Annotated in this window: 8 protein-coding genes; all 8 read right to left on the bottom strand. The window is 72.1% G+C overall.

The window, feature by feature from the left end; translation table 11 throughout:
• Positions 1–96: 96 nt before the first annotated feature.
• Positions 97–1,218 (bottom strand): M20/M25/M40 family metallo-hydrolase, encoded by a 1,122-nt coding sequence (locus K8Z49_RS11110; protein WP_075020473.1) that lies wholly within the window; start codon positions 1,216–1,218, stop codon positions 97–99.
• Entirely contained in the window at positions 1,215–4,511 is a 3,297-nt protein-coding gene (locus K8Z49_RS11105) for a serine hydrolase (protein WP_412518560.1), read from the bottom strand. Before K8Z49_RS11105 ends, K8Z49_RS11110 begins: the two co-directional genes overlap by 4 nt.
• Positions 4,512–4,576: 65 nt before the next feature.
• Complete coding sequence (locus K8Z49_RS11100; RefSeq protein WP_021592503.1) at positions 4,577–5,341, bottom strand: ABC transporter ATP-binding protein; 765 nt, start codon at positions 5,339–5,341, stop codon at positions 4,577–4,579.
• Entirely contained in the window at positions 5,338–7,293 is a 1,956-nt protein-coding gene (locus K8Z49_RS11095; protein ID WP_412518557.1) for a dipeptide/oligopeptide/nickel ABC transporter permease/ATP-binding protein, read from the bottom strand. The genes K8Z49_RS11100 and K8Z49_RS11095 overlap by 4 nt, the downstream gene beginning before the upstream one ends.
• Positions 7,294–7,296: 3 nt before the next feature.
• Positions 7,297–8,292 (bottom strand): ABC transporter permease, encoded by a 996-nt coding sequence (locus K8Z49_RS11090; RefSeq protein ID WP_412518555.1) that lies wholly within the window; start codon positions 8,290–8,292, stop codon positions 7,297–7,299.
• Between the two features lie 18 nt (positions 8,293–8,310).
• A complete protein-coding gene (locus tag K8Z49_RS11085; protein WP_412518553.1) occupies positions 8,311–9,894 on the bottom strand; it encodes an ABC transporter substrate-binding protein in 1,584 nt (527 codons plus the stop codon).
• Between the two features lie 22 nt (positions 9,895–9,916).
• On the bottom strand, positions 9,917–11,305 hold the full coding sequence (locus tag K8Z49_RS11080; protein WP_412518551.1) for a serine hydrolase domain-containing protein: 1,389 nt from the start codon (positions 11,303–11,305) through the stop codon (positions 9,917–9,919).
• 262 nt (positions 11,306–11,567) lie between these two features.
• Positions 11,568–14,171: a HelD family protein gene (locus K8Z49_RS11075; protein ID WP_412518549.1), complete on the bottom strand. Its 2,604-nt coding sequence runs from the start codon at positions 14,169–14,171 to the stop codon at positions 11,568–11,570.
• Between the last annotated feature and the right edge of the window lie 108 nt (positions 14,172–14,279).

Below are 14,279 nucleotides of genomic sequence, written 5' to 3'. Positions count from 1 at the left end.
GGGTCTCCTTCGCCAGCCCCGTGACCACGGTGCCGGGGCTGTCGGTTCTCTCGCTCCGCTCGGTCACGGCGCTCCTGCTCCTCAGCTCGTCGGCGGTCACGGCCGTGCCGCGGTGGACGTGGCGAGTGGATCCGGTGCGGCGGCCACCAGCCGTTCGACCAGCGCGCGCACCAGCGCGGTCCGCGCGGGCATCTCCTCGACCAGGACGTGCTCGTCGGCGGCATGGGCGCCGCCGCCGACCGCGCCGAGGCCGTCCAGGGTGGGCGTGCCGACGCCGGCGGTGAGGTTCCCGTCGGATGCGCCACCGACGGCGGCCTGGGACGGCCCGGGCAGTCCCAGCTCCCCGGCGATCCGGCACAGCAACCCATAGAGCGGTGCCGAGGCCGCGGCCTCAAGGGGAGGGCGGCTCGGGCCGGGAATCGTCTCGACGCGCGCGCCGGGCACCGTGGGCCCCAGAGCGCGGAGCGCCCGGTCGACCCGTTCCTGTTCCGCCACGGTCCTGGCCCTTACGTCAACGGCGAACGCGCCGTCGGCAGGGACGGTGTTGGCGGTGGTTCCGGCGCGGGCGACGGTGGGCGTGACCGTGGTCCCGGCCTCCCGGTCGGCGAGCACGCTGACGGCCAGCACCTGGTGGGCGAGTTGCACCGTGGCGTTCACGCCCCGCTCCGGCTCGAGCCCGGCGTGGGCGGCACGCCCGGCCACGCGGATCTCGTATCGCGCGGCGCCCTTGCGCTCGGTCTTGAGGGCACCGCCGTCGGCGGACGCCTCGAACACCAGGGCGGCCGTCACCGCCCTGGCCTCTCGCTCGATCAGCGCGCGGGAGCTGGGCGAGCCGATCTCCTCGTCGCCGGTCACGAGCAGCGTCACGCCGTCGAGCCCGGCGGCCGCGCGGAACGCCATGGCCAGGCCGGCCTTCATGTCGAAGCAGCCGGGTCCGCGGAGGATCCCGTCCTCGACGGTGCACGGGTGGCCGGCCAGCGTGCCGAGCGGCCAGACCGTGTCGTGGTGGCCGAGCAGCAGCACGCGGGACGGTCCGGCCCCGAGTCGCCAGCGCAGGTGGGTACATCCGTCCAGCACGATCCGCTCGGGTGCGACGCCGAGGCGGGCGGTGCCGACCCGGGCGACGACCTCGGCCGAGCGTGCGACGGCGGCCGGATCGGTGGAGGGCGACTCGCACTCGATGAGGGCGCGCGCGTCGGCGAGCAGGTCGTGGATCACCGGTCCACCTTCGGGGTGGCGCGTACGCCGAAGTGCAGGTACTGCTCACCGGTCGGCAGCTCGTAGAAGGTGACCGGCACCCAGGTCTCCGCCTCGGGCGACTTGACGGCGAACAAGGTGGGACCGACCGGGACCAGCGGGTGCTCCTCGACCGGGTCGGGTACCAGCTCGGCGAGCGGGCCGGTGATGGTGGTGCGGAGCAGGGGTCCCTGCGGGCGGTTCTCGACGTCCGTCCGCAAGCCGGCCCGCTCGTAGACGCCGACGTAGGGTGTCACGTCCACGGTCACCGGCTCGGGCGATGGCGCGAACGGCTCCGGCATCGTGATGCCGGCGACCTCGGCGAAGATCTCCCGGTACAGGTCCTGGAAGAGGTCGCGGGGGCGGCCGCCGTTGGTGAGCAGGACGACGGCGAGGCCCTGGTCGGGGAGCACTCGCAGGAACGCCGTCTGGCCGAGAGTGTTGCCGTCGTGGCCGATCAGGCGGTGCCCGTCCCAGCCGAACCGGATCCAGCCGAGGCCCCAGGAGTCGCCGAGGACCTGCTTGTCGGGCAGGTCGGCCTGGTGCGCGGCCATGGCCGCGGCACTCTCCTCGCTGAGGATCCGCGTGCCGTCGGCCGCGAGGCCGCCGGTCAGGTGCAGACGCGCGAACGCCAGGACGTCGGCGGCGGTCGAGTCGATCAGCCCTGCCGGGCCGATCGACCGGGGCAGCATCCAGGCGGGCACCGTGTCGAGCCTGCCGTCGCGCTCTTCGTGGCCGACCGCGGTGGAGAAGAGCAGCGCCTCCTCGGGCAGGGTCACCGTGTGCGTCAGGCCCAGCGGGGTGCACAGCCGGTCGCGCAGCGCCTGGTCCCAGGTCTGCCCGGTGACCTTCTCGATCACCCGGCCCAGCAGCACGTAGCCGGAGTTGCAGTAGGAGAAGGTGGCGCCCAGCGGGTGGTTCTGCCCGGCCCCGCCGAGCACGTCCACGTACTTCTCCAGGCAGTCGTCGCCGCGGCCGGTGTCGGTGAACACGTCACCGTCGATGCCGCTGGTGTGGGTGAGCAGATGCCGCAGCGTGACCGACTTCGTGACCTCGGGACTGGCGAGCCGCAGCTCGGGCAGGACCTCGGCGACCGGCGTGTCCAGCGCGAGCAACCCCTCGTCGACCAGGGCCATGGCCACGGTCGCGGTCCAGACCTTGGTGATCGAGCCGATCTGGAACAGCGAGTCGGTGGCGACCGGTGCGCCGGTGCGGACGTGCAGGACGCCGTGCGCGGCCTCGACCAGCTCGTCGTCGTTCTCCCCGATGCGGAGGACGCCGAGTTGCGCGCCGGGTACGTCGTGCCGCTCGGCGAGCCGGGCCAGCCGCCGCTGCCAGTGGGCGCCGTCGATGCGTGCACGCCCCGCCCGGCGGGTGTGCTGTTCGAGCCAGTCCAGTACACGGTGGTTGAAATCGAGCCGCTGCGAGGGCGGGCCGAGGAGGATGAAGACGTGCGATGCGTCCGGGTAGACGACCAGCCGGGTCGGGACGCCTCGCTCGCGCAGCGCGGTGTGCCACTGCTGCGCCTGCCCGAGCGGGCAGGTCAGGTCGGAGGCGCCGTGCAGCAGCAGGGTCGGTGTACGCACGTCGGCCACGTGAGTCAGCGGTGACATCGCGGCGTACTCCGCGGGCTTCTCCCACGGGGCGCCGTCGAGTTCGTACGCGCTGAGGATGTGGCAGTCGTCGCTGGAGCCGCCCATGCTCACCAGGTCGCTGACCGTGCCGCCGGCGACGGCCGCCGCGAACCGGTCGTCGTGACCGGTCAGCCAGCAGGTCATGAAGCCGCCGTAGCTGTAGCCCGCCACCGCGAGCCGGTCCGGATCCGCGAACCCCTCGGCGACGAGCCGGTCGAGCGGTTCGAGGAAGTCGGCCGCGTCCTTGACGCCCCAGCCGCCGCGGACGCCGTCGTAGAACGCCTCGCCGTACCCGTCGCTGCCGCGCGGATTGACCAGCAGCACCGCCCAGCCGCGGGCGACCAGCTCCTGGTGGTAGAAGTGGATCTCGTCCGCCGCCGCGTTCCACGCGTTGTGCGGGCCGCCGTGCACGTCGAGAAGCACCGGCCGCGGGCCGCGGCGCGTGGGATCGTGCATCAGCCATGCCTGCACCGCGGTTCCGTCGGAGACGGTGAACCAGCGCTCCTCGCGGGGGTACAGGTCGACGTCGGCGAGTGCGGCACCATGGTCGGTCAGCACGGTCTCGCTACCGGTCGCCAGGTCCACGACCGCGATCTCACCGAATGACGTGGGGGTGGTGAGTGCGAACGCCGCGCGGCCGCCACCGGTCGACAGTCCCGAGACGACCCGGCCGGCCCCGGCGACGACCGGGCGTGCGTCATCGCCCCAGGTCGTGACCGACCACAGGTGGGCGCAGCCGTGGTCGCGCAGGCAGAACACGACCCGGCCCTCGTGTTCCTGCGGCAGACCGCCGGGATAGGCGGGAGCGCCGGGCATCACGTTGCGGTCGAGCGCGCCCGACAGGTCGGTCGCCTCGCCGCCGACCGCGTCGACGCGGTACAGGCGGGCGTGCCCGGCCGGGTCGCCGGGCCAGCCGACCACGAGCAGTGCCGAGCCGTCGGCGACCCAGCCGACGGTGGCGGCGACCCCGTCGGCGAAGGCGAGCACGCGTGGCCGTGCGTGCGGTGCGTCCACTTCCAGCAGGTGGACCGGCGTGCGGTGGCGCAGGTCGCTGTCGGCGCCGGCCCCGCGGGTGAAGGCGAGGACGGCGCCGTCCGGCGACCAGGCCAGGGCGCCGGCGCTCTCCGGTCCGTCGGTGACCTGACGGATCTCGCCGCCGTCCAGGTCCAGGACGTGCAGTTGCCGGCGTACCGGGCCGCGCATCCCCTCCCCGTCGGCCTGGTAGTCGAGGCCGTCGGAGACCATCGGCGTCCGCGCGCCGCCGGTCGGGTCGACCGGCGCGGTGAAGGCGAGCCGGCGGCCGTCCGGGCTCCAGTGCGGAGCCCCGGCTCCGAGCGGCAGGCCGGTCAGCCGTTCGGGCTCGCCTCCTCCGGCGTCGAGCACGGCCACCTGACCGTCGCGGAGGAACGCGATCCGGCTTCCGTCCGGCGACCAGGCCGGCGCGGTGTCGGCCGGACCGGAGGTGAGGCGCCGGGGTGCGGCGCCGTCCGTGCCGGCCAGCCACAGCCGATCGATGGCGCGGTCGGCGGCCGCGTCCAGCGTCCGGAGCACGTACGCGATCCGGCTCCCGTCCGGCGACAGCACCGGATGCGATGGGACGGCCAGGTCGGTGAGGTCCTCGACGCGCAGCCGGCGGCTCATGGGTCCTCCTTCGTCGGTGGAGTGACCAGGGGCACTGTGTTCATCGATGCGCTCGCTTCGCTCGCTCATGGCCTGTTCCTTCGTGTCGTTCGCCCGGGTACCGCGGCGAGCAGTTCGCGGGTGAAGTCGTGGTCGGGATCGGTGAGCACGCGGCTCGTCGGCCCCTGTTCGACGAGCCGGCCGTGCCGCATGACCGCGACGTGCGAGGCGACATAGCGGACGACCGCGAGGTTGTGGGAGATGAACAGCATCGCCAGGCCGAGCTCGCGCTGGAGCTCGCGGACGAGATTGAGCACGGCCCCCTGGACCGAGACGTCCAGGGCGGAGGTGATCTCGTCAGCGATGATCACGCGGGGGCGTGCCGCGAGCGCCCGCGCCAGCGCGACACGCTGCCGCTGGCCGCCGGACAGCCGCGACGGGACGGCGCCGGCGCAGTCCGGGTTCAGATGGACCAGATCGAGCAGCCGCTCGACCTCGGCTCTCCGCTCGGCGCGTGAGCCGCCCGGCGGGATCGCCTCGGCCACGCCTCGGCCGACCGTCATCCGCGGGTCGAGTGACGAGTAGGGGTCCTGGAAGACCATCTGCAGCGGACGCGGCCTGCCTCGGGTGGGGACCGGGTCGCCGCCGAGAGTGATCCGGCCGCCGGTGAGCGGGGCCAGGCCGACGGCGGCCCGCGCCAGCGTGGTCTTGCCGGAGCCGGACTCGCCGACGAGCCCGACCACCTCACCCTCTGGCACGGTCAGGCTGACCCCGTCGACGGCGGTCGTCCGGCCGTAGCGGACCGTGACATCCTCGAAGCGAAGTTCGGTTCGCTCGGCTCGCTCGCTCATGGCGACTCCACCAGGTGGTCGATGGTCTGGTCGTCCGGTAGGGCCGGCGGATCCGGCAGCGGCTCACCCGCGTGCCAGCACGCCACCCGGTGGCCGGGCGAGTCGGCCTGGTCGGCCTCCAGCGGCGGGTCCTCGGCCCGGCAGCGGGCGTCGGCGAGCGGGCACCGGTCGGCGTAGGCACAGCCGGACGGCACGTCGGCCGGGTCGACCGGGCGGCCCGGGATGGTCGCGAGCGGCTCGGCCGGATCGGTGGTCATGTCGGGCACCGCGTCGACCAGCGCCCGGGTGTAGGGGTGCCGGGCGGCGGTGGCCAGGCCGCCGGCCGGCAGGTCCTCGACGATCCTGCCGGCGTACATCACCAGGATCCGGTCGCAGACCTCGCGGACCACGGTGACGTCGTGGCTGATCAGGATCAGCGCGACGCCGTCCGCCTCGCGGATCGCGGCGAGCAGGTCCAGTACCTGCTGCTGCACGGTGACGTCGAGCGCGGTCGTCGGTTCGTCCGCGACGATCAGCGCCGGGCTGCCCATCAGCCCCATGCCGATCATCGCCCGCTGGCGCATTCCGCCGGAGAACTCGTGGGGGTACTGGCGGACACGCGTGTCCGCGCCCGAGATCCGGACCGAGGTCAGCCGGTCGACGGCGCGGGCCATCGCGTCCCGGCGGCTCATGCCCTGGTGATGCGTCGCCACCTCCGCCAGCTGGGCGCCGATCCGGCGGGTGGGGTTGAACGCGGTCATCGGGTCCTGGAAGACCATGGCCAGCGTGGTGCCCAGCATCCGCCGCCGCACCGCGGTGTCCGGCGCCAGGAGGTCCTTCCCGAGGAATTCGAGCCGGGACGCGTCGACGTGTCCCTGGTCGGCGAGCAGCCGGGTGACCGCCAGGGCGGTCATGGACTTGCCGGAGCCCGACTCGCCGACGATGCCGACCGCCTCGCCGCGGCGTACGTCGAAGGACACCCCACGGACCGGCCGTACGGGACCCGACGGCCCCGAGACGGTGACCTTGAGGTCGCGGACGTCGAGCACCATGTCGGAGGACCGGTCTCCGGCGTCGCCGCCGCGGTCCGCGGGCTCCGGCCTGCTCGCCGACCCGGCACGTGCGGGTACCTCCGCACGCAGGCCGATGCCGATGGGGATGCCGAGCCCCTTGGCGACCGACTCGCCGAAGAGATTGAACGCCAGCCCGGCCAGCAGCACCGCCGCACCGGGTGCGAGTGCCGCGGCGGCGTTCACGTAGAGGTTGCCGATGCCCTCGTAAAGCAGACGGCCCCAGTCGTAGGAGGGGGACTGGACGCCGAGGCCGAGGAACGACAGCCCGGCGAAGGACAGCAGCGCGTTACCGGCGCCGATGGCGGAGTTGACGACCAGCGGTTCGGCGATGTTGGGCAGCACATGACGGACCAGGATGCGGAACCGGCCGACCCCCATCGTGCGGGCGGCCGCGACGTAGTCTCGTGCCGCCACCCCGGCGACGAGTGTCTGGGTGAGACGCGCGAACGCGGGGGCACCCGCGAGCCCGATGGCCAGGACCGCACCGGTCGCGCCGACGCCGAACACGACCGCGAAGAACAGCGCCAGCAGCAGTCCGGGGAACGCGACGGCGATGTTCACCCCCGCCGCCACCAGCCGGCCGGACCGGCCACCGAACACGAACGGCGCCGAGCCGAGCAGCAGCCCGGCGACGACCGCGATGACGATGGCGAGCAGGGCGAGCGTGATCGACAACCGGGCGGCGACGAGGACCCGCAGGAGGATGTCCCGGCCGAGGTTGTCCGTTCCCGCCCAGTGTTCGGCGGACGGCCGGGCCAGGATGGCGTCGGTGTCGACGGCGTCGGCGCCGGATCCCCACAGGACCGGCCCGAGGACGGCCAGGGCGGCCATGGCGACCACCAGCACGGTCGCCGTGAGGCCCAGCGGCGTACGGACGACCCGCCTCCAGCGTCCTTGCATCGGTCAGTCCTCCCGGATCTTCGAGCGGGGATCGAGCACGGCCAGGGCGGCGTCGACGACGAGGTTGCTGATCAGCACGCCCACGCCGTACACGAGGACGATCGCCTGCACCACCGGATAGTCCTTGGTGAGGATGGACCTGACGATCGTGCTGCCGAGGCCCGGCCAGGCGAAGACGTTCTCGACCAGCACGGTGCCGGCGACCAGCGCGCTCAGCAGGAGCCCGCCCACCGTCAGCGCGGACGTGACGGCGTTGGGCAGGGCATGGCCCATGTAGATCGTCCGGGCGGGAAGGCGCTTGGCCCGCGCGGTGCGGACGAAGTCCGCCTCCAGCACCGCGACCATCTCGACGCGGACGATGCGGGCCAGGATCGCGGCCGGCCCGATCGCCAGCGAGAACACCGGCAGGACGTACGCCGACGCGGTGTCGTCACCGGCGACCGGCAGCCACCCGAGCCGGATCCCGAAGACGTAGACCAGCGCGACGCCGATCAGGAAGTCCGGGATGGTCGCCATGATGATGCCGGTCGTGGTGAAGGCGAGCTCGGTCCGCCGCCCGTGGCCGCGCCGGGTCAGCACACCCATGGCGACGCCCAGCGGGATCGCCAGGACCACGGCCGTCAGGAAGGCGAGCACGGCCAGGGCGAGCGTGGCGGGCAGCCGCTGGGCGACCACGTCGGTGACCGGCAGCTGCGAGGCGAGCGAGGTGCCGAGGTCCCCGGTGACCAGCCCCTTCAGGTAGTGGAGGTACTGGACGATGAGCGGATCGTCCAAGCCCAGGGCGTGCCGGCGTGCCTCGACCAGCTCCGCCGGCGCGGTGGGGCCGAGCGCTCCCCGGACCGGGTCCCCCGGGATGAGGTGGATCATCGCGAAGGACGCCGTCACCAGGACCCACAGCGAGACCAGCAGCCGCCTCAGGCGCCGGACGCCGAACCGTACCCACGGACGCTCCCGGAGCCGTGGTCGCGTGCTGCCCGGGACGGTCAACGCCACCGGCATGTCCGCTGCCATCCTTCGCTACCTGGCCAGCATGCGGATGCTGGTCGGAACGAGCTGCCCGGGTGTCTGGAATTCGGCGCCCTTGCCGAAGGTGTGCACGACCTTGCTGGCGAACGGCACGATGTCCGCCTTGGAGATCAGGCCGGACTCCGCGGAGAGCCAGGCGCGGCACCCGGCTTCGCCCGGGATCGCCATCGCCGACTTCACCGCGCTGTCGTACGCCGGGTCGGAGATCGCGGCGAAGTTGTTCCCCTCCGGCGCCGCCGGCCCCGAGAGGAAGGGCACGAGCTGGTCCGGCGTGTTGAGGTTGACCGAGACCCAGGCGACGTCCCAGTTCCCGGCACTGAAAATCGTGTTGGTCAACGTCGTCTCGTTCTGGCTGTGCGCGGTGGCCTCCACGCCGATCGCCTTCCACTGCTTCACCGCGAGCTCGGCGGCGGCGTCACCGCTGCTGCCGTTGTTGTTCTGGTAGAGGAAGGTCAGCTTCAGCGGCTTGCCGCCCTTGGTGCGCCTGCCGTCGCCGCCCCTGGTCCAGCCCGCCTGGTCGAGCAGGGTGGCCGCCGCCTGCGGGTCGAAGGCCGGCAAGGCGCGGGAGACCGAGTCGCCGCGGCAGGCGACCGGCTCGTTCGTGGCCAGCGTGGTGGCCGCGGCGCCGCGGCCGGACGTGAGCACCTTCCGCAACTGGCCGAGGTCGAGCGCCTGCGTCAGCGCCTTCCGTACCTTGGGGTCGGCGGTGGCCCGGCCGGCGTGCTGGTTGTACCACTGTTCCCCGACGAGAACCGGGGTCTTGGCCGCGTACAGGCCCGCCTTCTCCAGCCGCACGGCATCGGGCCCGTTGATCTGAGCTCCGTTCAGCCCGCCCGAGAGCAGCAGGTTCGCCGCCGTGGTCTCGTTCTCGACGCTCTTGAACACGATCGTCTTCGGCAGCCCCTTGGTCGCGGTCGTCGCACCGTTCGGGCCCCACGTGTAGCCGTCCCGGATCGCGTACGTGTAGTGGTCGCCCGGAGCGGCCTCGATCAGCTTGTAGGGCCCGGTGCCGGCCGTCCCCGTCTTCAGCGAGGACCGGTCGGCCATTCCACCGGGGCAGACGATCGGCAGCCCGGCCAGTCCGTTGAGCACGAACGGGGCCGGCCCGGCCAGCGTGAGCGTCACGACCCGGGTGGCGTCATCGCCCTTCGCCTTGGCGCCGGCGGGGAGGAAGGCCCCCAGGAAGGGACTCTTGCTCTTCGGGTCGGCCACGAAGTTGAGGTTCTCGGCCACGTGGGAGGCGGTGAGGCGAGTGCCGTCGGAACAGGTGATGCCGTCGGCCAGCGTCAGCGTGACCGTCTCGCCCCGGACCTGCCAGCTCCTGGCCAGCGCCGACTGGATCTTGCCGGTGCGGCCGTCGACGCTGACCAGCGGATCGTAGGCGAACTGGGTGACGGTGAACAGAGAGGTGCCCGCGCCCATCTGCGGGTCCAGGTTGCCCGGATCCGAGGAGAGCCCGAAGGAGAAGGTGCCGCCGTCGACGACGGCGTTCCCGCTGCTCTTCGAGTTGCCCCCGCAGCCGGCGAGCGCGGCTGCTGACAGGGCGAGGCAGAGGCCCAGAGCGGTTGGCTTCATCACGGTTCCTCGTGTTCGGTGATCAGGCGTCGGCGCGGCGGACCGCACGACCGAGGTGCAGATACAGCGCGTGGCCGCTGCCGTCGTCCCCCACGAACGCGTGCGGCATGTACATGCCCTGCTCGGCTTCGACCGGGATGAGCATGTCGTCGCGGTAGTGGACGAGTTCGGTCCGCTCGGGCCGCCCGCCCATCTCCTCGAAGACCCCCTTGGGCGTCTGCTCTAGCCAGATCCGCTGATCCTCGTCCTGGCTGACGGTGAGGTCGAAGACCTGAGCCGAGTAGGTGCCGACGTACCGCCCGGCGTCGATCCGCCGAGGCTCCGCGGGCGGTGCGGGCAGGGCGGGCAGCCGGACCTCGCTGAGCTCGGCGAGCACGTGGCCGACGATCTCCCGGTAGAGCGGGACGGCGTCGCCGCCGTTGGTCAGCAGCGCGACGGCCAGCCCGGCCTCGGGGACCATCCGCAGGAAGGCGTTCTGCCCGATGGTGCTGCCGTCGTGCCCGATGATGACGCCGTCCGGCGTGTCGAACCGTTCGAAACCGAGGCCCCATGACGTTCCCATGAGCCCCAGATCGGGCAGGCCGACCTCCCGGGCCTGCATCCATGCGGCGGTCCCCGGCGCCAGCACCCGGGTGCCGTCGGCCGCCACGCCGTCCTCCAGATGCATCCGCGCGAAGGCGACCAGATCCCGCGGCCGCATCGAGAGCATCGACCCGGCCGGGGCGTTCGACCTCGCCATGGCCCACATCGGCGCCGGCACGTACCCGGCGCCCGGTTCCGGCTCGACGTGCCCCACCGCGGCGCGGAACATGATCGCCTCATAGGGACCTGTGGCGGTGTGGGTGAGCCCCAGCGGCGCGATCAGGTGATCACGCAGGCACTGGTCGTACGGCTTCTTCCGCAGCACCTCGACGAGCCGGCCGAGCACGCAGTAGCCGGCGTTGTTGTATGAGAACTGCTCGCCGGGCGGGAACAGCTGCGGCACCGTGTCCAGTGTCGCGACGTACTTCTCCAGGCAGTCGTCGCCCACCCCGGTGTCGGTGAAGATGTCACCCTCGAACCCGGCGGTGTGGTTGAGCAACTGCCGTACGGTGATTCGTTCGGTCGCCAAGTCGTCGGCGATGCGGAACTCCGGCAGGTAGCCGCGTACCGGCCGGTCGAGGTCGACCGTGCCCTCATCGACCAGTTGCATGACCAGAGTGCTGGTCCAGAGCTTGGTCACCGACCCGATCTGAAAGACCGAATCCGCGGTCGCCTCGACCCCGGTCGCCTTGCTGATCAACCCGGCTGCTCCGTCGGCCACCTGGTCGCCCTGGAGAACAGCCCACCCCGCGCCCGGAACACCGTGCTCCTCAAGCAGCCGGGGAAGCCGCTCATCGAGCCACGCCTGAATGTCGTCTAGGTCACCCATGGCTGGTGATGCTAGGCACAACGCCACGGGAAAAGTTCGTCGTCGCCGACGATATGCCGGGCACCAAATGGTCCGATCCGACCAGCTTTGTAGCCTCCCCGAACCGGACACCCGCGACCACGCAAGACCCGCCTCGCAGCCTGCGAAAAGCGGCGAGGCCACCGTCGGATCATGACGCAGCCGGAGCACCTCCGCGGGCTCTCGGGTTCGTCGCTGACCTGATCTCAGGCTTCATCGGAGGGCGGGACGGTGGCGACCGCCGTCATGGCTTGGTTCGGCCCAGGGCCAGGTCGAGATTGCGGCCCTCCCACCGGCCCTCGGCGCGCCAGATGACGGACATGCCGAACGCCTCATTGAGGACCTCGGGTGCCCACGTCTCCGCGGGCGCCTCGGGAAGAACCAGGAACCGGTGCTCCGCTGGTTCGCCTTCGGCGTGCTGGACCTCCAGGATGCGCAGAACGGCGTCCCGCATCCGCCGGTAGGTGTTGCCTCCCTCGCCCAGAACCTCGTAGAGAATCCTGCCGCCGTTTCCATCGCAGATCACGTCCGCGGTGGGGGAGTTCACGGTGGGGACGAGCCCCGCCGTGTACAGCTCGGAGATCAGAGCGTGCCTGACGCCTTCGTGCACGGTGCTCCGGCGCTCTTCCCGGACGGTCGACTCGAGGTCCGCGATGAACGCCTCGAAGCCGGTCCCGGATCCGGTCTCCTGGAGTGCGGCTGCGGGCGTGGGTGCGTCGATCACGTAGTCGCCTTCCTCTGCGTTGACGGTGGCCGGAAGCAGAACACGTGGAACCGGAGCAGCGTGCACGATCACCAGTGACCTTGTGCACCGGGTGATCGCCACGTAGAGCCGGCCGAGACCGCCGGGTGCCCCGGCGGCGATCTCGGCCGGCTCGATCAGGACCACATGGTCGAACTCCAGGCCCTTGACCTCCGCCGCGGTCAGCACGGTCGCGCGGCCATCGTCCGGGAGTTCTGCGCGGATCGCCGCGATGTCCTCCCGCCGGGCCGCAGGGACGATCACCGCGATGGAGCGGTCGTCGTCCGGTGAGAGGAGGGACCGGGCTCGCTCGACGGCCTCGCACCGGAGGGCGGACGCGTCCGCCGGAACCACCGTGATCGCGTCCGGGCCGACCGGCCGGATCGAGCGGGGGAACGCCGCACCGGGGGAGACGGTGCGGCCGAGAACCTCCGCGAACTCCATGACCTCCCGCGGCACCCGGTAGCCGATGGCCAGCTCCTCCAGATACCAGCCGTCCCCGGTCGCGAGGGCCTCGCCGAGCACGGACCAGTCCTGGTAAGCGTGCTCTCCGGTCGCCTGCGCGAGGTCGCCGAGCACGGTCATGGACCCGCTCGGGCAGCGCCGTGCCAGCGACCGGGCCTGCATGGGGGTCAGGTCCTGCGCCTCGTCGACCATGATGTGCCGGTAGCGGGGCGGGCCCTCGCCGCTCAGCAGGACGCGCAGCTCCTCCAAGCAGACGCGGTCCTCGCGCGACCAGGGCTCCTCGCCGACGCGCGCGGCCGGCGGGCGCCCGATCGCCGCCTGCTCCTCCGAGGTGAGCACACCGTCGGCCGCGGCCCGGAGCACTGCCGGGTCGCCGAGCAGCCCGCGCAGGACGCTCTCGGCGGTGACGTTGGGCCAGACGGTGTTCACCAGCCCGACGACCCGCGGATCCCGGGCGATCCTGCGGCGGACGTCCGCGTCGGTGCGGCCCGGCACCGCCTCCGCGTACGACCGCATCAGGTGATCGATCAGGTGATTCGCGAAGCCGCGCTTGCGGACCGCGAAGGGCGCGGCTTCGTTCCCTTCGGTGAACTCGCGCAGAACCGCGCCGTCCACGGCAAGCCGGACACCGTCCACCTGGACGTCGAATACGCCGTCGCGCAGTCGGCCGAGCGCGTCGGCGCGCGGGATCCCCACCACGGCACGCCGCAACACCTCGGCCATCCGGGCGTCCGACTTGACCATCCGCGCGGCGTGCGGGTCGGTGCCGCGCGGGGAGTCCCAGAGCTTGTTCAGCTCGACCGCCGTCACGTCGCGCGTCCCGAGGCGCGGCAGGACGCCGCGCACGTAACGCAGGAAGCCGGGGTGCGGCCCGACCACCAGTACCTCGCCGGTCTTGAAATGCCGGTTGTAGAGGAGCCACGAGATTCGGTGCAGCCCCACGGCCGTCTTACCGGTGCCCGGCCCGCCCTGCACGATGAGGACGCCCTTGCGCTCGTCCGCCACCAGCAGGAGCTGCTCGCGTTGGATCGTCTCGACGATGTCGCGCATGTGCCCGTCGCGGGCCCGCTCCAGGTCTTGGAGAAGGAAGTCCTTCAGCCCTTCGGCGGGTGGGACCGCGTGTTCCGGGGCGGGCGCGGTCTCCTCGCCCGGCTCGGCGGGCGAGGAGACCTGGGCCTGATCAAGGGGCAGGGTCCGCGGAGGGGCCGCGGCGGTCACCCTGATCTCGTCCCGGAAGTCCTTGACCGTGTCGCGTTCGCAGCGAAGCTGGCGACGCAGCCGTATCCCGCCGGGGGCGTCCGGCCGCCGCAGCATCCACTCGGTCGCCTTTCGCGTCTGCCAGTTGACGACGAACGTGTCGCCGGTCTCGTCGCGGACGTTGCGGCGCCCGATGTACCAGGTCCCTGACTCCCCGTCCTCGCTGACGTCCACCCGAGCGATGACCAGGGCCTCACCGTGGAGGTCGCCCTCGAAGCGCACCTCGGGTGCCACGTCCGGAATGAACGCCGTACCCGCATGGGAGTCGGTGACCTCCGAAGGGCGGAACGTCTCGCGATTGGTCCGGAACCTTTGCTCGTAGCACGCGTATGCGCGATCGACGGCGCGCTGCTCCTCCGCGACGGTGGAATTGCGATCAGTCAAGCCGTGACTCCTGTCATCCCGCCCGCCGATGACGGTGAATTTGCCTGATGTGATGGGAGAAGCCCTTGTGTCTGGTGGGACGCTCAGGCCGGGTGACCGGTTGCCGTG

Origin of the sequence: Actinomadura madurae (genome assembly GCF_047130825.1) — a bacterium.
Lineage (GTDB): Bacteria > Actinomycetota > Actinomycetes > Streptosporangiales > Streptosporangiaceae > Spirillospora > Spirillospora madurae.
The sequence above is the reverse complement of the archived record's forward strand: the minus strand, read 5'-3'. Positions and strand labels throughout refer to the sequence as shown.

What these genes read in the sequence shown, in the direction of transcription:
- K8Z49_RS11105 (WP_412518560.1), bottom strand. Translation starts at nt 4,511, where the DNA reads ATGAGCCGCCGGCTGCGCGTCGAGGACCTCACCGACCTGGCCGTCCCA.
- K8Z49_RS11100 (WP_021592503.1), bottom strand. Translation starts at nt 5,341, where the DNA reads ATGAGCGAGCGAGCCGAGCGAACCGAACTTCGCTTCGAGGATGTCACG.
- K8Z49_RS11095 (WP_412518557.1), bottom strand. Translation starts at nt 7,293, where the DNA reads ATGCAAGGACGCTGGAGGCGGGTCGTCCGTACGCCGCTGGGCCTCACG.
- K8Z49_RS11090 (WP_412518555.1), bottom strand. Translation starts at nt 8,292, where the DNA reads ATGCCGGTGGCGTTGACCGTCCCGGGCAGCACGCGACCACGGCTCCGG.
- K8Z49_RS11085 (WP_412518553.1), bottom strand. Translation starts at nt 9,894, where the DNA reads ATGAAGCCAACCGCTCTGGGCCTCTGCCTCGCCCTGTCAGCAGCCGCG.
- K8Z49_RS11080 (WP_412518551.1), bottom strand. Translation starts at nt 11,305, where the DNA reads ATGGGTGACCTAGACGACATTCAGGCGTGGCTCGATGAGCGGCTTCCC.